The sequence below is a fragment of the Microbulbifer sp. TB1203 genome, from assembly GCF_030997045.1.
In the GTDB taxonomy this organism is placed as follows: domain Bacteria; phylum Pseudomonadota; class Gammaproteobacteria; order Pseudomonadales; family Cellvibrionaceae; genus Microbulbifer.
The window spans coordinates 613,032-631,606 of sequence record NZ_CP116899.1 but is presented as its reverse complement, the minus strand read 5'-3'; the positions used below and the strand labels follow the sequence as shown (position 1 = coordinate 631,606).

At 59.0% G+C, this 18,575-nt stretch carries 13 protein-coding genes; 5 read left to right on the top strand and 8 right to left on the bottom strand.

Going from position 1 to position 18,575, the window contains the following annotated elements:
• Positions 1 to 4 precede the first annotated feature (4 nt).
• The 4 genes from PP263_RS02655 to PP263_RS02640 all read left to right on the top strand — a co-directional run bounded on the left by PP263_RS02655 (position 5) and on the right by PP263_RS02640 (position 3,139).
• Complete coding sequence (locus PP263_RS02655; protein WP_308366825.1) at positions 5 to 589, top strand: peptidylprolyl isomerase; 585 nt, start codon at positions 5 to 7, stop codon at positions 587 to 589.
• A complete protein-coding gene (locus PP263_RS02650) occupies positions 586 to 1,350 on the top strand; it encodes a pyridoxine 5'-phosphate synthase (RefSeq protein ID WP_308368546.1) in 765 nt (254 codons plus the stop codon). Before PP263_RS02655 ends, PP263_RS02650 begins: the two co-directional genes overlap by 4 nt.
• Positions 1,351 to 1,502: 152 nt before the next feature.
• Positions 1,503 to 2,375: a DUF2520 domain-containing protein gene (locus tag PP263_RS02645; protein ID WP_308366824.1), complete on the top strand. Its 873-nt coding sequence runs from the start codon at positions 1,503 to 1,505 to the stop codon at positions 2,373 to 2,375.
• Entirely contained in the window at positions 2,372 to 3,139 is a 768-nt protein-coding gene (locus PP263_RS02640) for an RNA methyltransferase (protein WP_308366823.1), read from the top strand. The genes PP263_RS02645 and PP263_RS02640 overlap by 4 nt, the downstream gene beginning before the upstream one ends.
• 809 nt (positions 3,140 to 3,948) lie before the next feature.
• Here PP263_RS02640 and PP263_RS02635 read toward each other — a convergent pair.
• Entirely contained in the window at positions 3,949 to 5,190 is a 1,242-nt protein-coding gene (locus PP263_RS02635) for a carbohydrate porin (protein WP_308366822.1), read from the bottom strand.
• 305 nt (positions 5,191 to 5,495) lie between these two features.
• Positions 5,496 to 6,761, bottom strand: coding sequence for a carbohydrate porin (locus PP263_RS02630; protein WP_308366821.1), 1,266 nt, complete (start codon positions 6,759 to 6,761; stop codon positions 5,496 to 5,498).
• A gap of 748 nt (positions 6,762 to 7,509) precedes the next feature.
• On the opposite strand from PP263_RS02630, the gene PP263_RS02625 reads away from it, so the two are divergent.
• Positions 7,510 to 8,679 (top strand): hypothetical protein, encoded by a 1,170-nt coding sequence (locus tag PP263_RS02625; protein ID WP_308366820.1) that lies wholly within the window; start codon positions 7,510 to 7,512, stop codon positions 8,677 to 8,679.
• A gap of 2 nt (positions 8,680 to 8,681) precedes the next feature.
• Here the strand turns inward: PP263_RS02625 and PP263_RS02620 are convergent, their stop codons facing one another.
• The 6 genes from PP263_RS02620 to PP263_RS02595 form a co-directional block, all read right to left on the bottom strand.
• Positions 8,682 to 9,581 (bottom strand): alpha/beta hydrolase, encoded by a 900-nt coding sequence (locus PP263_RS02620; protein ID WP_308366819.1) that lies wholly within the window; start codon positions 9,579 to 9,581, stop codon positions 8,682 to 8,684.
• A 3-nt stretch (positions 9,582 to 9,584) separates the two neighbouring features.
• Positions 9,585 to 10,685 (bottom strand): NAD(P)-dependent alcohol dehydrogenase, encoded by a 1,101-nt coding sequence (locus PP263_RS02615; protein ID WP_308366818.1) that lies wholly within the window; start codon positions 10,683 to 10,685, stop codon positions 9,585 to 9,587.
• 98 nt (positions 10,686 to 10,783) lie between these two features.
• Positions 10,784 to 12,259: a benzaldehyde dehydrogenase gene (locus tag PP263_RS02610; protein WP_308366817.1), complete on the bottom strand. Its 1,476-nt coding sequence runs from the start codon at positions 12,257 to 12,259 to the stop codon at positions 10,784 to 10,786.
• 65 nt (positions 12,260 to 12,324) lie between these two features.
• Positions 12,325 to 14,847 (bottom strand): TonB-dependent receptor, encoded by a 2,523-nt coding sequence (locus PP263_RS02605; protein ID WP_308366816.1) that lies wholly within the window; start codon positions 14,845 to 14,847, stop codon positions 12,325 to 12,327.
• A 119-nt stretch (positions 14,848 to 14,966) separates the two neighbouring features.
• A complete protein-coding gene (locus tag PP263_RS02600) occupies positions 14,967 to 15,932 on the bottom strand; it encodes a helix-turn-helix domain-containing protein (RefSeq protein WP_308366815.1) in 966 nt (321 codons plus the stop codon).
• A gap of 212 nt (positions 15,933 to 16,144) precedes the next feature.
• Positions 16,145 to 18,535, bottom strand: coding sequence for a TonB-dependent receptor domain-containing protein (locus PP263_RS02595; protein WP_308366814.1), 2,391 nt, complete (start codon positions 18,533 to 18,535; stop codon positions 16,145 to 16,147).
• Between the last annotated feature and the right edge of the window lie 40 nt (positions 18,536 to 18,575).

Here is an 18,575-nt window from a genome sequence, read left to right as displayed (position 1 = left end):
GACGATGCGTGTATTCTTCGCGGCACTTTTAACCGGCTTTCTCAGCCTGCCGGTGCTTGCCGAAAACCCTCAGGTGGAACTGCAAACCGACCTCGGCGGCATCCAGTTGGAACTCTATAAAGACAAGGCGCCGGCCACGGTGGAGAACTTCCTCGCCTATGTGGACAGCGGCTTCTACAACGGGGTGATTTTCCACCGGGTGATCCCGGGCTTTATGGTCCAGACCGGCGGATTGACTTTCGATTTCCAGAAAAAGGAAACCCGGGAGCCGGTGGCCAACGAGTCCGCCAACGGCCTCCAGAACCTGCGCGGTACCGTTGCCATGGCCCGCCTGAATGACCCGGACAGCGCCACCGCACAGTTCTTTATCAACCTGGTGAACAACGGCCACCTGGATGCGCAAAAGGACAAACCCGGCTACACCGTTTTCGGCAAAGTTGTTAAGGGGATGGATGTGGTGGACAAGATAGTCGCCGAACCCCGCGGCCTCTACCGGGCCTTCCCCGCCGCACCCAATACCCCCGTGCGCATACTGAAGGCAACACGCCTGAAGCAAAGCCCGGAAGCGGACGGCAACAAAGGGGAATAACGGTGATAGCCCTCAGTGTCAATCTCAATAAAATCGCGCTGATCCGCAATTCCCGCGAGGGTAACTATCCGGACGTGGTCGCCCACGGCCGTGTGTGTCTCGACGCCGGCGCCCAGGGCCTGACCGTGCACCCGCGCCCGGACCAGCGCCATATCCGACCCGGTGACGTGCGCGAGCTGGCCGAACTGTGCCGGAGCCGCGAGGGGATCGAATTCAATGTCGAGGGCAACCCCTTTGCCATACCCCTGAAAGACTACCCGGGACTGATCCCGCTGGTGCTGGAAACCCGGCCGGACCAGTGCACCCTGGTGCCGGACAGCAACGATCAACTCACGTCCGACCACGGTTTCGACCTCAAACGCGACGGTGTCCGCCTGAAGCCGATAATCGCCGAACTGAAGGCGGCCAAAGTCCGCGTAAGCCTGTTTATGGACCCGGATCTGGAACAGATAACACTGGCACGGGAAGTGGGCGCAGACCGGATCGAACTCTATACCGGCCCCTACGCCGAAGCAGTGGCCCACCAGTCCGGCGATATCGACGCTATTTTCGCCGCCCACAGTGCCGCCGCGGAACACGCGCGCCAGTTAGGGCTGGGAGTCAACGCCGGCCACGACCTCAACCTGATCAACCTGCCCCGTTACCGCACCCTGCCCGGCCTGCAGGAAGTTTCCATCGGTCATGCACTGACCGTGGACGCCATCAGTATGGGGCTGGACAATGCGGTCACCGCCTATCTCAATTGCCTAAGCGGCAATTAATTAATTTTTATAAGCGTGGCTGTAGCATGGGCAAAGCGAGTGTGCCCATCGTTTTTTACGGCACTTTGTGGTGAGCACGTCGCTTCGCTCCTTGCCCATCCCACAAGGACCCATTGCCAATATCAAACCATTTTTCAGGTGCGCGTTAGCCGATGTCCTTGACTCTCAATATTATCGGCGCCGGCAGACTGGGCCGGACTCTCGGCCGCCTGTGGCAGCAGCGGGGATTCTTCCGGATTCAGTCCATCTGCAATCACTCGCCACAGAGCGCCGAAACGGCGCGGAACTTTATTGGCGCCGGCAGGGTTTGCGATTCCATCGGAACGATGGAAAATGCAGACTGCTGGCTGATCGCCACCGGCGACCGGCAGATCGCCGGAGTTGCCGAGCAGCTGGGTCCCCGATTGAACGACAGGGACAACGCCGTGGTTTTTCACTGCAGCGGCGCACTCGGTTCGGAAATCCTGTCCCCCTGCCGGCCGGCGGCAATCGCCAGCACCCATCCGGTGCACAGTTTTGCCGATCCGGAAAAATCCCTGGGCAGCCTCGCCGGCAGTACCGTGGCGCTGGAGGGGGACCGGCCCGCAATCGAATTGTTGCAGCGCGCCTTCACCGCCCTCGACTGCGAACTGCTCACCATCGACAGCAGCAAAAAAGCTCTTTATCACGCCGGCTCGGTATTCGCCTGCAATTACCTCACTGCGCTGGTGGATCTGAGTCTGCGTACATTCTCCGCCGCCGGTATCGAGCGGGAACGGGCACTGGAACTGCTCAAGCCCATAGTGCTGCAGACTGCCGGGAACAATATGGCAATGGGCCCGGAGCAATCCCTCACCGGCCCCATTGCGCGAGGCGACGTGGATACGGTGCGCAGGCAGCTGGCTGCGCTGGCACAAACCGATACACAACTGGCCCAGTGCTACCGCCAACTGGGCCTCGCCTGTGTGGAATTGGCCCGGCACAATCAACTGCCCGGGCCTCTGGCCGAACAATTGATCGATTTACTGAGTGAACCACCCCGGTGAAAGATTCTCCCGAGTACCTCAAAAAGCGCGCTTTCTACGACAGCCTGCTCACCATCTACGGACGCAAGCCAGTGCTGGAGGCACTGGAAGACCTGACCCTGCCGGCACACAAGCTGCACCTGGCGGAAAGCAACCGTCGCGACCAGTTGATCACTCGTATCGAACAACTGGCGAATGAGCGGCGCATCGAAATCGCCTACTGGGACCGCAAGGGGCTCTCCCGGATTTCCAAGAACGCGCGGCAGGACCAGGGCGTGGCCCTGGACCTGGCCCTGCCCCACTACGGCAGGGCGGAGGAATTTTTGCGCACCGCAGACAAACCCTATGAGCTGCTCGCCCTGGACGGCATTACCAACCCGCAAAACCTCGGCATGATTATCCGCTCCGCCTGTGCCGGTGGCATCGATGGCATTATCCTGCCGAGCAAGGGCTGCGCGCAGATAGATCCACTGGTCATCAAAGCCAGCGTCGGCACCCTGTTCAAAACGCGCCTGCTGCGCTGTGACGATCTCGCTCCCACCCTGGCGGAATTCGCCAGAACCGGCGCGCGCATCTGCGCCCTCAGCTCCCATGCCAAAGATACCCTGGGGGAACTAAACGGCGGCGAAGCCACGGTTTTCGTACTCGGCAACGAAACCCGCGGTGTCAGCGACGCCACCGCCAAAACCTGCACCCACAGGCTGCGCATCCCCATGCGCAACGGTGTCGAAAGCCTCAACGTTGCAGTTACCGCAGCGCTGATCAGCTTTCGGCACCAGTTGTAATCCCTATCCCACCTCGAAACCCGGCAACGCCGTAATATTCCGGCAGCTGACCCGAAGGGCGAAGCACAGGGACGTGCTTCGCACAAAAGCGTCGGGAACGCTTTTGGTCAGCTTCAGCTGACCCGAAGGGCGAAGCACAGGGATGTGCTTCGCACAAAAGCGTCGGGAACGCTTTTGGTCAGCTTCAGCTGACCCGAAGGGCGAAGCACAGGGATGTGCTTCGCACAAAAGCGTCGGGAACGCTTTTGGTCAGCTTCAGCTGACCCGAAGGGCGAAGCACAGGGATGTGCTTCGCACAAAAGCGTCGGGAACGCTTTTGGTCAGCTTCAGCTGACCCGAAGGGCGAAGCACAGGGATGTGCTTCGCAAAACTGCACGGCGAGTAGTGGTCACACGCGCGGTACTCGCGAGCAGCCTTCCATGGGGCGCTGGCCGGCCCGGCCATCCTTGGCCGGTCGCACAAAAGCGCCGGGAACGCTTTTGGTCAGCTTCAGCTGACCCGAAGGGCGAAGCACAGGGACGTGCTTCGCAAAACCGCGCGGCGAGCAGTGCTCGCCAAGCGCGCGGTTTTGCCCACAGAATCTGTGGATATCTCTGTGAGCAAACTCCGGGAAAATCCCGCCAGCGCCCGTGACTTCGTTGTAACCCTTTTGTGAAGAAAATTTAACCAAAGCCAGAAGTGGTTAAAAATCAATGAGTTACAAACTGTAATAAATCGAGATTGGCAAGAAATTTTGCTAACTGAGGGGCTTGCGGTGGAGAGTTGACACTGTGGAAAGCTTGTCAGGTAGAGGGGCGCCTCGGCCCATTTTAGAAACTTACGCCGAATTGCACACCGAGCACGGTGGCGTCGGCGATCTTTCCGGTGCCGCCGGGGTTCTTGATGAACTGGATATCGGGCTGGATGTAGGCGTAAGGGGCCACCTGGATGCGGTGTCCGAGTTCGAAGACCATTTCATAGTCGACTGCACTGCCCCCAGCGGCGACCTGCTCGTCGGAATAGTCGTCGCTGAACTCGCCGTAGGTCACGAAGAAGACCGTGCGGTCGTCCGGGCGTTCAGCGAACAGGCCCCTGTAGTGGACACCGAGGCTGGACTGCAGTGGGATGATCGCCACTTCCTCCTGCGTGGTATAAGCCAGTGTCGCGAAAAGGTACAGCCCCTCCTCCGACCCGGGCACCTCACTGCAGAACTGGTAGTCTGCGCCGCCGTAGAAACGAGTGAACCTGTCAAGGGTATCCGGGCTGTTGAATTTATCCATGTCGAAGCCGATATTTTGATTCAACCCGCCGTAGAAACGTGCCGGACGGTCCTTGAACTTCGGCGTCCAGTCGTATTGCAGGAAGATCGATACACCGTCGTCACTGGAAAAACCGAAGTCGAGACCGTGCTTATCGGGGTCGAACATGTCTTCCGTCAGCTGAAAGAGACCCACCTGCAGGGTGTGCTCCTCGGCGAGCTTCGCCTTTATACGACCACCCCACACGGCGAAGGGATAGGCAGTCATCACGCCGTCGAAGAGGACGGCGCGGATCTGCCCGTTGACCGCATTGTTGAGCGAATAAGTGTAGAACGGCGAGCCAACGAAATCGTCCCCAGCGGTCATCCGACCGAATTTCACCAGGATGTCGTCATCGGCGAAGCCTTTTTCCAATGTGACGTTGTAGAGGAAAGTCGTCTGCCCGCCCACAACCTGCATGACGCTGTACTGGCTGCCGACTGACGGAGTGATGTCGCTGCCGTGTTTGTTGGTCGCGGACAGGGTGAAAACGGTGTCCTGCCAGCCGATGAGCTTTTCCAGGTCGAGATTTATTCCGGTGAAGAGATCGCCCGCATAGTTGGTCTCGGAGCGAATGCCGCCGGCGACATTGGAAGCGATAATCGCGTTGTAATAGGCGAAGAATTCAAAACCTTGTTCGGAAAGCTCGGTACGCCGACCGCCCCAGAACCCTGTGAGGCGATCGAAATAGGGGGTCGACACCTCATCGGAAGCAAAAAGCGGCGAAACGGCAAAGAAAGAGGCGAAAGAAGAACAAAGAGCGATCTTTTTCATGATGGGAGTATAGGAAGAAAAGTCCCCTTCCCAATCCGGCGATTCACAGCTATCCTCGCCGCCGGACTGGACCTTGCAGCACCTTGGCGCCACCCAGCTGGCGCATCATTGTCTGAATACCACAGCAGATACGCGGCACCGGCACGGCCAGCCATCAAGTCCTGCTACAGAGGTTAGGGAGTAGTTCATCCGACTCGAGTTCCTTGCATATTCCGGCCCATCCTGAACACCCATTCCGGTTTCAACGTGAACACCTTTACCTAATTTTCCGGAATCGGTGTTCACAATCAACCGGAATCCCCCTATTAGAAACTGATGCCGAATTGCACACCGAGCACGGTGGCGTCGGCGATCTTTCCGGTGCCGCCGGGGTTCTTGATGAACTGGATATCGGGCTGGATGTAGGCGTAAGGGGCCACCTGGATGCGGTGTCCGAGTTCGAAGACCATTTCATAGTCGACTGCACTGCCCCCAGCGGCGACCTGCTCGTCGGAATAGTCGTCGCTGAACTGGCCGTAGGTCACGAAGAAGACCGTGCGGTCGTCCGGGCGTTCAGCGAACAGACCCCTGTAGTGGACACCGAGGCTGGACTGCAGTGGGATGATCGCCACTTCCTCCTGCGTGGTGTAAGCCAGTGTCGCGAAAAGGTACAGCCCCTCCTCCGAACCGGGCGCCTCACTGCAGAACTGGTAGTCCGCGCCGCCGTAGAAACGAGTGAACCTGTCAAGGGTATCCGGGCTGTTGAATTTATCCATGTCGAAGCCGATGTTTTGATTCAACCCGCCGTAGAAACGTGCCGGACGGCCCTCGAGCTTCGGCGTCCAGTCGTATTGCAGGAAGATCGATACACCGTCGTCACTGGAAAAACCGAAGTCGAGGCCGTGCTTATCGGGATCGAACATGTCGTCCGTCAACTGAAAGAGACCTACCTGCAGGGTGTGGTCCTCGGCGAGCTTCGCCTTTACGCGCCCGCCCCACACGGCGAAGGGATAGGAGGTCATCACACCGTCGAAGAGGACGGCGCGGATCTGCCCGTTGACCGCGTTGTTGAGCGAATAAGTGTAGAACGGCGAACCGACGAAATCGTCCGTAGCGGTCATCCGCCCAAATTTCACCAGGATGTCATCGTCGGCGAAGCCTTTTTCCAATGTGACGTTGTAGAGGAACGTCGTCTGCCCGCCCACGAGCTGCATGACGCTGTACTGGCTGCCGACCGACGGAGTGATGTCACTGCCGTGACGGTTGATCGCGGACAGGGTGAATACGGTGTCCTTCCAGCCGAAGAACTTTTCCAGATCGAGATTTATGCCGGTGAAGAGATCACCCGCATAGTTGGTCTCGGAGCGGATGCCGCCGGCGACGTTGGAGGCGAGGATCGCGTTGTAATAGGCGAAGAATTCAAAACCTTGTTCGGAAAGCTCGGTACGCCGGCCGCCCCAGAATCCTGTGAGGCGATCGAAGTAGGGGGTCGACACCTCATCGGAAGCAAAAAGCGGCGAAACGACAAAGAAAGAGACGAAAGAAGAACAAAGAGCAATCTTTTTCATGATGGGAGTATAGGAAGAAAACACGCCTCCTTCCCCAATCCGGTCATTTACAGCCTCGCCCGAATGGCTGCTGTATATAGCCGGCAGCAGCCCGGTAATGACCCCTACTCTGTTCAATGGTGGCCGGCGGCTTGCTGGAGACGTCGTAGACAGCCGTTGGTTGGGCACCTTCTCGCTCAGCTCATAGAGCAGGTCCCAGCGCGATTATAAAGTCGACGGTTTCCATGACCCTTTACTCTGGCGGTGGACCGCCGCACAGAGCCGTCCACGCTGCCGGAACGACCCGGCACCTTGCCGCTGCCCAGCTGGTGCATCATTGTCCGAATGCCGCAGCAGATACCCGGCACCGGCCCGCCCATCCATTAAGTCCTGCTACAGCGGAGGTCAAACTGTGACTTAATCGTTTCGCATTTCCGACTTGTGAGTAAATTATCCTTTCCAATGTCGACTAATGGGTCGATTTTTTCTCACCTAGCGATTAAATTTTACGTTTTCAGCAATCTGGCCCAAATAGATGGAACATTTTTTCAAGCCCGGGTGCCGCACTTTGAGTGCATCTGTATTGGTTCTCCTCGTCGGTTGCGGTGGAGGTGGAAGTAGTTCCTCCGACTCGAACTCCTCAAGCTCGAGTAGTTCCACAAGCTCATCAGGTTCAAACGGTACTTCCTCCAGTACTTCCTCCAGCAGTTCCTCCAGTAGCTCCTCGAGCTCGAGCAGTTCTTCTGGTGGAGAGACATCATGTGCTCCGCTTGAGGATCGTTGGCGGCAAACAGTGGTCAACCTGGGCGAAGGTTATAACCCCGCTGTAAACAATGAATACACTCCAGCCATCCTCGCCCCGCTTCCCCAAGATGAAAGTTTACTGGCCTGGACAGAGCGCAGTACCGGGGACATTCAGTTAAGAAAACTTGACGCTGCCGATCAGGTTATTGCGAACCTGCCTTCGTTAGCCGGTCTTGAAGTTCACGATGCAATCGCAATCGAGAATGGTTTTGCTCTGGCGATCATGGAAAATGATCCGGACATCTATTCACCCAAGTACTGTCGTGGTGAGGAGACCCCGGACGAGAACGTGTGCGGAAAAATGGATGTCGTGCTCCTGAATGCCACAGGGGACCTGAGGGCTCGAACGACACTCACCAAAAAAGCCAACGTCGATTCAGTTGGAGCGCAGTTTATTTGGTGGTACGGTCATACAGCCCGTCTCGCAACCAATGGCTATGAAGTCGGTGTTTACTACCGCTCCGCGATGTCCACAGAACGACCAGGGGAAGCCGGCGAAGTTGATATTCATGCAGGCGACACCCTGAAATTTGTCAATGCGGACTCAGGAGCCCTGGTCAATGGCGGTTGGGATTGGGGTTGCAGTCATAGTTGGTCCGTGCGTTTGGCCCACAACGATTTCACCTGGGCAGCCAGCTGTCATGGAGATACCTACCCCAACGCAATGCGTTTGGCCCGTTTCAGCAATTTGACATCGCCGTCCTATACAAGCTGGCTGGATGATTCCGACCCAAGCGGTCGCGCATTGGGTGGCCTGGTGCCCAGCGAGTATGGTTTCTGGTTTAACTATATACAAACTGAGGGCGAGGACCTCGTGCTGAAGCTGGGGAAATTTGAAGATGCACAATCCAGCATGGCACAAACGCTTACGGTGAACGAAGCGGAGAACCTTGATGCAACCTATCCATTCCGCGCGTATATGGCAGCCTACGCTCAAGACAAACTGCTGTTGGGCTGGCGCGCGAACGGAAATCTAATTATTGCCGTTGCGGATGCAATCAGCGGAGAAATTATCGAAGGGCCTGTCACCACTTCTTTGAGCATTGACAATTTCCAGGATATGAAAACCGCTGCAAATGGCGATGTAGTCTGGGCCCACTCCGGTACCGATGGCAAAATCAAAATAAACCGTATCGCAGCGTGTTCCTCTGGCGATTAGATTCAGTAGAACAAAGAACCAAGAAATCCTGCGATATCGTCAATGGGCTCTGGGCCGAGGAACAAATGCATCATGCCTTTTTTGCAATGATAGCTTACCGGCACACCCGCCGACTCGAGACGCCTGGCATAGGCTTCGCCCTCACTGCGTAACGGATCGAACTCGGCGGTGATAATCAGTGCTGCCGGCAAACCGGCAAGACTGGTTGCGCGCAGCGGCGACGCGTACTCGTGTGTGCCGTCTTCCGGGGTGCGCAGGTAGTTGTGCCAAAACCACTCACCGGTGGGGCGTTCCAGCCCGTAGCCAGTGGCGCAATCCCGATAGGAAGGCGTGTCGAATGCGTGATTGGTGACGGGTACCTGTAGTACCTGGCCGGCTATGTCTGGATATTCCCGGTCCCGTGCGATCAGGGTTGTGACCGTTGCAAGGTTACCGCCGGCGCTGGTGCCGGCCACGGCCAGCCTGGCCGGATCACCGTTGAACCCGGCGGCGTTTTCGGCGACCCAGCACACCGATGCGTAGGCATCCTCCACGGCTGTGGGGAACTTGTATTCCGGCGCATGACGATAGTTCACCGAGACGACGAGGCTCGCCGCTGCGTTGGTGATTGCCCGGCAGGTTGCATCATCGGTGTCCAAATCGCCGATCGTCCAGCCACCACCGTGGAAATATACCACTACCGGGAAGGGGCCTGTCCCGTAAGGGGTGTAGATACGAATGGGGATTTCGCCATCGTTCACGGGGACTAACCGGTCCTCCACTGCGGCGACAGCTTCACCCTGTGGCAGGGACCGGGCGAATTGCCTCAGGTGCTCGCGGGCGGCCTCCACGGTAAGCGTGTGCAATCGTGGTTGGGCTTCCAGTTGCTCGATAATGGCCTGGGCAATGGGGTGTAAAGGCATAACTTAGCCTATTTTCAAAATGGGTTTGATGGTTTTGCCGGTTTCCGAATCGTGGATGGCCTCATTGATGTCGTCAAAGGCGTAGAACTTCACCATTTTGTCAAAGGGAAAACGGCCCTGGCGGTACAGCTCCACCAGTTCGGGGATAAACACATCGGGATTGGATTCCCCCTCGACAATACCGACCAGGCGGCGACCACCGCTCATGAAATGCACCTCGTCGAGCACGATTTCACTGCCCGGAGGAGAGGCGCCGAGTACGCCACAGGTCCCCCGGGGTGCGAGGCTGAGCACCGCCTCGCGGATTACCGGGGCGAGCCCGGTCGTGTCCAGCGCGTAGTGCAGGCCGCCGCCGGTGAGTTCGACAAGCTGTTCGCTGGCGCCGCCCTCGCGGGAGTCAATGACATGGGTGGCGCCGATCGCGCGGGCAAAATCCAGGCGATCGGGGTTTACGTCGACGGCAACAATGGTGGTGGCGCCGACCACGCGCGCGGCCATGACGGCCGATAAACCCACCGAGCCCGCGCCAAACACTGCAAAGGATTTTCCGGCGGTGACTTTGAGCGCGTTGATCACAGCGCCGGCGCCGGTCTGCACGCCGCAGGCGAGGGGGCCAAGCAATTCCAGGGGCACTTCTTGCGATACCTTGACGATATTGCGCTCGTGACACAGAGCGTGGCTGGCAAACGACGACTGCCCGAAAAAATTGCCGTGGACCGGTTCGCCATTGCGGGACAGGGCACTGCTGCCGTCGGCGCGGATGGCAAAAAAATTGCGCGGAAAAAACTCGTAACAGTAGCTGGATGCCTGTTCCAGGCAACTCGGGCAACGGCCGCAGGAGTTGAAGGTCATGACCACATGATCGCCGACCGCCACTTTGCTGACGGCCTTGCCAATCTTTTCAACCACGCCGGCACCTTCGTGGCCGAGGACCACCGGTTGCGGGGTCGGCAACAGGCCGTCCCGCACCACAATGTCGGTATGACAGATGCCCGTCGCCACCACGCGCACCAGGATCTCCGTGTCGCGCGGCTCTTCCAGGTCCAGAGTTTCCATTTCCAGTGGTGCGTTCGGTGCGCGGCAGACAGCAGCTTTTATTCTCATACTTGGTCTCCGATAAAAACGGGGTAACTACTCATCCCCACAGTCCCCCCTCCCCGGCCCCTCCCCCGCAAGCGGGAGAGGGGAGAGTAGTCACGGGATCAAAACGGGTATTGCGGCGGCGTATCCCTGATTGTGAGCCACTGCCAGCGGGTATATTCGTCGATATCGGCGGGGCCGCCCACCGATGAGCCGGCACCGGCCACCCCGGGGGCGCCGAAGGGGTTGTTGGCATCGTCGTTGACGGTTTGATCATTGACGTGCACCAGGCCGGATTTAAGCTGATCGGCGATACGCATGGCTCGCCCCACCGACGCCGAGATCACCGCCGCGGCCAGGGAGCCTTCATGCCGGTTCGCCAGTTGCAGGGCTTCCTCGTCGGTGTCGAATCCGATGACGCCGGTAACCGGCCCGAAACACTCCTCATCAAATGCGCGCATACCGGGTTTGACGCCGGACAACACCGTGGCCTGATGGAACAGGCCTTCATGCTCTCCACCAGCTTCGATCCTGGCGCCGGCGGCAACCGAATCGGCAATAATTAATTTGACCCGCTGCAACTGCTTGTCATTGATCACCGGGCCCAGTGCCACCTGGCCGGCGGCGGGATTGCCCACCGGCAGCTGCGCGGCTTTTTCCGCCAGCTCGCGGATAAAGGCCTCGCGAATCGGTTCCTGCACGAAGATACGGCTGGCGGCCATGCAGATCTGTCCCTGGTGCAGGAACGCCCCCCAGGCGGCGTTGTTGACGGCGACATCGAGATCCGCGTCGTCGAGAATAATCAGCGCGTTGTTGCCGCCGAGTTCCAGGGAGACTTTCTTCAGGTGTTTGCCCGCCAGTTCACCCACCCGGCGGCCCACGGCGGTGGAACCGGTGAACTGGATCATCTGCACATGGCGATCCGTGCACAGCGCCTCCCCGGCCTCCGCGGCACCCGGCAGGACGTGTAACACGCCCTCGGGCAGGCCCGCCTCCTCGAAGGCACGGGCGATCATGAAACCGCCGGATACCGGCGTTTGCGGATCGGGCTTGAGCACCACGGTATTGCCACAGGCGAGCGCCGGGGCCACCGCGCGCATGGATAACACCAGGGGAAAATTGAATGGGGAGATAATCCCCACCACACCCCTCGGCACCCGCCGCGCGAGACTCAGGCGCCCCGGCGGGCTCTGCAGCATCTCGCCGCAGGACTGCTGCGCCAGCGCGGCGGCGTGGTGCAGTATGGCAATGGCTTCGCGGACTTCATGCTGGCCTTTGGGGATAATCCCGCCGGTCTCGCGAGCGACATACACAGACAGCTCGTCGAAGTCCTGTTGCAGGATATTGGCCGCCTTGCGAAACAGTTCGGCGCGTTCGCGCGCACCCAGGCGGGCCCACTCGGCCTGGGCTGCGGCCGCGCCGGCGCAGGCGGTGGCGACGTCGGCGGCATTGGCGAACCCAACCCTGGACAGGGTCTCGCCGGTACCCGGTTCGACCACCTCACAGACACCGCCCTGGGAGGGGAACCAACTGCCGTTGAACAGCCTGCCCTGCCAGCGCGAGTCACTCAACAGTTTGTCGGATGCAGATAGGGACATGTTGTCGATACTCCTGGAATAATGGCAAAAAGGAGTCGCGGCATGCGGCTCTAGTGTTACCAGTGCTAGTAATCAAGTCTTAACGTCATGTGCCAGGTCCGGGGGCGGCTATAGGTGACGGTGGTCGCTCCCACCGCCTCATTGGCGTTGCCGGTGACGATATGGCGCTCATCGGTGAGGTTCTGGCCACCCAGCACCACTTGCCAGTTGGCAGCGGGCGGTTCAAAAGTGATGGAGGCGTTGGCCATGGTAAAACCATCCTGGATCAACGCCGGCGTGTTGACCAGGTCGCGGGCCATCTTGCCTTTGTAGATCACATCCGCGTGCAACAGCAGGCGGTAACCCCCGGCGACGCCCAGAGTATAAGTGCCCCCGAGATTGGCCGATTGCTCGGGAACGTTCATCAACTGGTGATCCAGGGTGATGCCACCGGCCAGCGCGATATCATCGAGAGAGCGGTACTCCGCGTCCAGGTAGCCGAAGCTGCCGTTGACTATAAAATTGTCCGTCAGGCTGGCATCCATCTCCAGTTCCGCACCGCGGATGCGGGCGTTGCCGGCATTGAAGAACCAGGGGACGCCGAAGGTGAAGGCCGGTGCCGCCACTACCTGGATATCCTCGTAGTCGGTGGTGAACAGGGCCAGATTGACGCGCATACGGCGGTCAAACAATTCCGATTTGATGCCCACTTCCCAGGTTTCCGCCGTTTCGGAGTCGTGTTCGGGCGGGTTTACCGGGTCCACCACGCCGGGCGGCGCCAGGGCCGCTGATACCGCCATCGGTACCCCCAGGCGAGTGGTCCAGCCACCGGTCTTGTAGCCCTGGGCAAAGGAAGCATAGGTGAGGGTATCTCCGCCGATATGGTATTCCGCCCCCACACGAACCGAGGTGTCATCGAAGTCCTTTTCGTTCTTGCCCGGCGGGAACAGCAACTCCAGGTCCCCCTCTGCGAAGCCGGGGAAGATCTGCGGCGGGAAGCCAAAGTTGCTGACAAACTGCGAGGTAAAACCACTGACCTCTCTCTGGCCGCCGGTAAAGGATTTTTCCTCCTCGGTATAGCGAATCCCGAAAGTCAGGCCCAGATTGTCCGTCAATTGATAGTTGTTGTGGGTGAACAGCGCGTAGGCCTTGTTTTCCAGATCGTTGGGGCCGAATACCTGCACCAGACCGGAGCCAAAGGTCACGGTATCGAGCAGATCGCCCTCTTCCTGGAAGTAATAGGCGCCGAGCACCGAATGCAACCTGCCGTCAAAGGCATCGACGTTGAGCTGGAATTCCTGGGCGAATTGCTCCTGGTTCATGGTAAACGAAGTGTCCAGGAAGCCCAGCGGCGAGCCATCCATATCCACGCCGAATACGGACTCCAACTCGCGATACGAGGTGATGGACTTGAGCGCTAGCGTGTCATTGATCGACCAGTCAATAGTGGTGTTCAGCCCCCAGGTATCGACGTCCGAATAGTTGCTGCCGGTGGAATAGCTCCTGTCCTTGTCGCCGGTGATGAAATGATCACCCCAGGGCAAGCGATTGCTGGTATCTGACAGCGGTTGGTTGACCGGGCCGCGGTCGATATCGCAAATGCCCGCGAGGGCAAAGGTCGGTGCGGGGCCCAGGGCAATGGTCGAGGGGTCAACGCCGTCGACGCAGCTGTTGTAGGCCAGTGCAAAAGGGAAACCCAGGCCATTGGTACCCACCAGTGTGGTGGCGTTGGCTTCCTCGCGGGCCCGGGTGATATCGCCGCTGAGACTCACTTCCAGGTCGTTGGAGGGGGTGAAGAGCAGTTTGCCCCGCAGGCTGGCGCTGCTCTCGCCTCCCTGCCGGTCGCCGCCGGCGCTGTCGCGAGCGCGAATATAGAGATCGGAGTCCGTGACAAAGCTGTCCCCGGTGTAGGTGGACCCGGTCACCGGGTTGACCAGGTTCACCGCGGAGGGGTCAAAGGGAATGCGCTTTTGATAGCCGTCCCGCTCGGTGGAGGAGAATGACACCGAGGAGTACAAGGTATTGTCCACCAGCGGGATGTCCAGGGTGCCGCGGACATCCAGTCGGTCATAGCTGCCCGTGGTGACCTCCATTTTGGCCATCAGCTCATCGCCGGGGCGGCGGGTAATCACATGCAGGGCCCCACCAATGGTATTGCGGCCAAACAGGGTGCCCTGGGGGCCTTTGAGTACTTCCACCCGCTCCACGTCCAGCAGGTCGATGGCGGCACCCACGGTGCGCGCATAATAGACACCATCCACATACAGGCCGACACCGGGCTCCATGTTGAAGGCGAAATCGTTCTGGCCGATGCCGCGGATAAAGGCGCTGATAATGGTTGAAGAGCCGGCGAATGGCGAGGCCCGGTCGATCTGGATATTCGGGGTGAAATCCGAGACCTGGGACACATTGGTCACGCCTTTTTCCTCCAGCTTGTCGGCGCTAAAGGCACTGATGGCAATGGGAACGTCCTGTATATTCTCGGTGCGCTTTTGCGCGGTGACCGTTACCTCTTCCAGTTGCTGTGCCGAGACATAGCCATTCAGTGTCAGTGTCGACGCCGCGCCCAGCAGGAGTAACTTGCCAACTCCATAGTTGTTCACTGTCATATGCTGCCCTCTCTCATTATCGTATTTATATTTATGGTGTAATCATAGGAGGCTGGGCGGCAGCAAACTTGTACTGTGGCGAAAAAAAAGAGGATTGATCCGTAGCGCAGAGTCCGCGTTTAACGAGACACTGCTGGCCTCGCACGGTAGCACTTGGGTGTCTCGCCGTAGCGGAGACGAAAACAGCGGCTGAAATAGGCCGAATCGTTAAATCCGGCACTGTGGGCGATACGGGTTACTGGCTGATCGAGATCGTACCGCAAACGCTCCGCGGCCCAGTCGAGGCGTTGATCACGGATATAGAAGGTGGGCGTCGTACCCAGTTCGGCAAACAGTGCCTGTACCCGTCGCTCCGACATGCCCGCCTCATTGGCCAGCATCTCGGTACCCAGGTCGGGATTCAGCAGATGTTGTTGCACCAGTGTTTTCAGTCGCTGTAGCGAGCCTCTGGTCTTACTTGAACCCATGTCGACGTTGTCATCACGGGGATTGCTCAACACCGGCTTCAGCAACTCCAGCAGTACGGGTTCCAGGTCATCGAGGTCGATGTCCTCGCGGTAACCGGGATCGCATTCCTGGTAAATCGTGTTCAACAGATTGAACAGCAGGCGGCCGTGCAGCGAGAAGGCCGTGACCCGCTGCATGATACGCGCGGAAATATCCGGGAAGTACTGCTGTGCCAGATTCTGAGGTAGCTCGAGAGCAAATATATCGCTTTCGGAGGAAGGCTCGATCAAATAGGAAGAGCGGTTTTCACAGACGGTCAAATCCCCCACTTGCAACCTGGCCTCCCGCCGCCCCTGGCGATTGATGCTGGTGCCCCGGTTCTGCAAATGTATCTTCAGGATATCCTGGTCACCGGGGACGTGGGTGCTGCTGGTGTTACGCCGGACAATCGCCTGATCAGAGAGGGCGCGCATAACGCCGATGCGCCCGACGTTGACGTGCAAAAGGCGGGCAGAGAAGTTACTGGCTGTACTGTCCACTGACATGCCGGTATAGAGGCTGGCAACGTGGTCATTCCAGTAGTCCAGCCGCCGCTGCGGGGCGACGGTTGCAGTATTGACGCGCAGGATAGGACTCATCGAACCCCCTACTGGTTTAAGGGAACTTAATCGCTAATTTTTATGTAATTACGGTTCAGTGTGTTCCTGATATCAACTGGTGCCAGACATCGTCAGCCAGTTCCGGGCACTCCCATTCGCAGGCCCTCAACCGCATGCCCTGCCCCGGCAAAAAAAAGCCGAGCGGTCGCCCGGCTCAAGCCAAGTCCTGTGAGGCTTGCCGAAGATTCGCACTAGAAATCGTAGGCCGCAGACAGCGTCCAGTTGCGCTGCCGGGCGTAGACGATTTCCCCATAGCCCAGGGTAGCCAGCGATGCGTTGCCCTGTACCGGATACAGTTCATCGGTCAAGTTATCCCCGCGCAGTGTGACCCGCCAGCCGGTGCCGGGTGCGCTCAGCGTCACGGAGGCGTTAACGGTGGTTACGCTGTCGTTCTGGGCGGTGAGTTCGGTGTTGGCAGCATCAAAGAACTGTGAATCGGTGTAGGCCACATCAACTCGCGGCATCAGTTCCAGGTCATCGCCATAGGTGAAGCTGTAGCCAACGCCCAGGTTTCCTTGCCACTCCGGTGTAAAGGGCAGGCTGTTGTCCGGCCCCACTGTGGCGTCCGCTCCCGGGATCTCAATGATGTCGTCAATCGAGTCATCGAGGTAACTGAACCCGCCATCGACAATCAGGCTGAGGTTGGGTGCATAGGTGAATTCCAGTTCAAACCCGTCGATGGAGGCACTGCCGGCATTGAACAACAGCGGCACTACGCCCTGACGATAGATGAGTTGTATGTCGCTGTAGGAAGAGGAAAAAACGGCGGCGTTGAATCGCAGGCTGTCACCGATGTTGGCCTTGATGCCCAACTCATAGGACTCCACCGTTTCCTCGTCAAATGTCACCGGGTTAAAGTCCGGCGTGGGGCTGTTGTAGCGCTGGTTGAAACCGCCGGATTTGAAACTGTCGGCGTAGCTGAGGTAGGTCATGACCGTCGGCGTCCAGTTGTACGTCAGGCTGGCCGAGCCCGTCATTTTCTGAAAGTTCTCGGTATATTCGTCCGGGCGGATAAACAACGGCCCACCGTCGGGGATGGCCGCATTCGGTAGCGGGTCCGGGTCGGGGTCGGTGGCCGGGAACAGATTGAATATCACCCCCTGCATGAATTTATCTTCATCGGTGTAGCGCAGGCCGCCGGTCAGGCTAAGGGCATCCGTCACGTCGTAGGTCCACTCCGTGAATACCGCCGTCGACTCGGTGCCCAGGTCGACAAACTGGAGGTCGCGGGTGCCGGGGCCGCCGTTCAGCAGCGAGGCGATAAAAGGGGGAGCCGGCGGAAAGGCCAGCGGCACCGTCACCCGATCAGAAGTGTCCTCGTCGAAATAGTACAGCCCCGTTATGCCGTGCACCCGGTCCGATGTAAAACTCAGCCGCAGTTCCTGGCTGAACTGCTCCGATGTGCTGGTGTAATCCGTAGTAATCAGGGTGAATGGTGTATTGTCCGCATCGCGAATGCCCGTCCAGTCGGTTTCCCGGTAGGCCGTGATCGAACGCAATTCCAGGGCGTCGTTCAGTTGCCAGGCCAGGGTACCCGAGGAGCCATAGCCTTCAAACGTACTCTCCACCGGCGCAGTGCCACCGTTGGTATAAGGGCCTTTATCGTAGTGGTTGTTGGCGCAGCGGGGGTCATCCGTATCGGGAACAAAGGGGGCGCCAAAGCGCGGGTCACCGGGCTCCAGCGGCGCAAACGGCATGGTCGCCCCGGGGCAGCCGGCGGCCACACTGACAATAGCCGGCACCGGCGCATTGGTGTTGATACCCTTGAAGACAAACGGTGAGCCGTGCTCATCCTTTTCCGTATAGTCGGCCCGCAGAATCACGTCCAGGGAATCCGAAGGCGTCCAGCGCAATGTTCCCTTCAGGGTGTAGCCGTTCTCGTTGCCCAGGTCCTGCCCGTCGAATTCCCGCGTAACGTAACCGTCCCGCTTGCGCGTACCCGCCGACAGGCGCAGTCCCAAGTCCTCATTGACCGGCAGATCCACGACACCATAAACCTGGTACAGGTTGTCGTCACCGAGTTCCGCGCTGATGGTTCCACCAAATTCGGTACCCGGCAGGCGGGAGTTGACGATGACCGCGCCGCCAATGGTGTTGCGGCCGAACAGAGTTCCCTGGGGACCCCGCAGCACCTGAACATCGGCGACATCGAGAAAATCCATGGCCGCGCCCACCGAGCGCCCCATATAAACATCGTCGATATAGAAGCCTACCCCCGGGTCCACCGCGGGTGTGGGGTCAAGCTGGCCAACACCGCGAATGAACACAACCGCCGCGGCATTGTTCCCGGAGAGCTGCCCGTAGCTGGTGAACTGCATACTCGGGGTGGCCCGATCGAGGTCCACCGTGGAAAAGATCTGGCGCCGCTCCAGTGCCTCGGCAGACATGGCGGTCACCGAAATCGGCACGTCCTGGAGGTTCTCCGCCCGCCGCCGGGCAGTCACAACCACTTCCTCCAGCTGCGCCACAGAGGCCTCCTGCGCCAGGGCGTGCGATCCAGGGCCCGCCAGGGAAGCCAGGGCCAGGCTCGAGGCAAGGAAATTACGGTTGAACAACACCGATACCGGTACACACTGTTTCATGAACTTCCCTCCGCTTCTTTATTATCTTTATGAGCACGGA

What these genes read in the sequence shown, in the direction of transcription:
- PP263_RS02655 (WP_308366825.1), top strand. Translation starts at nt 5, where the DNA reads ATGCGTGTATTCTTCGCGGCACTTTTAACCGGCTTTCTCAGCCTGCCG.
- PP263_RS02645 (WP_308366824.1), top strand. Translation starts at nt 1,503, where the DNA reads ATGTCCTTGACTCTCAATATTATCGGCGCCGGCAGACTGGGCCGGACT.
- PP263_RS02635 (WP_308366822.1), bottom strand. Translation starts at nt 5,190, where the DNA reads ATGAAAAAGATCGCTCTTTGTTCTTCTTTCGCCTCTTTCTTTGCCGTT.
- PP263_RS02620 (WP_308366819.1), bottom strand. Translation starts at nt 9,581, where the DNA reads ATGCCTTTACACCCCATTGCCCAGGCCATTATCGAGCAACTGGAAGCC.
- PP263_RS02615 (WP_308366818.1), bottom strand. Translation starts at nt 10,685, where the DNA reads ATGAGAATAAAAGCTGCTGTCTGCCGCGCACCGAACGCACCACTGGAA.
- PP263_RS02610 (WP_308366817.1), bottom strand. Translation starts at nt 12,259, where the DNA reads ATGTCCCTATCTGCATCCGACAAACTGTTGAGTGACTCGCGCTGGCAG.
- PP263_RS02605 (WP_308366816.1), bottom strand. Translation starts at nt 14,847, where the DNA reads ATGACAGTGAACAACTATGGAGTTGGCAAGTTACTCCTGCTGGGCGCG.
- PP263_RS02600 (WP_308366815.1), bottom strand. Translation starts at nt 15,932, where the DNA reads ATGAGTCCTATCCTGCGCGTCAATACTGCAACCGTCGCCCCGCAGCGG.
- PP263_RS02595 (WP_308366814.1), bottom strand. Translation starts at nt 18,535, where the DNA reads ATGAAACAGTGTGTACCGGTATCGGTGTTGTTCAACCGTAATTTCCTT.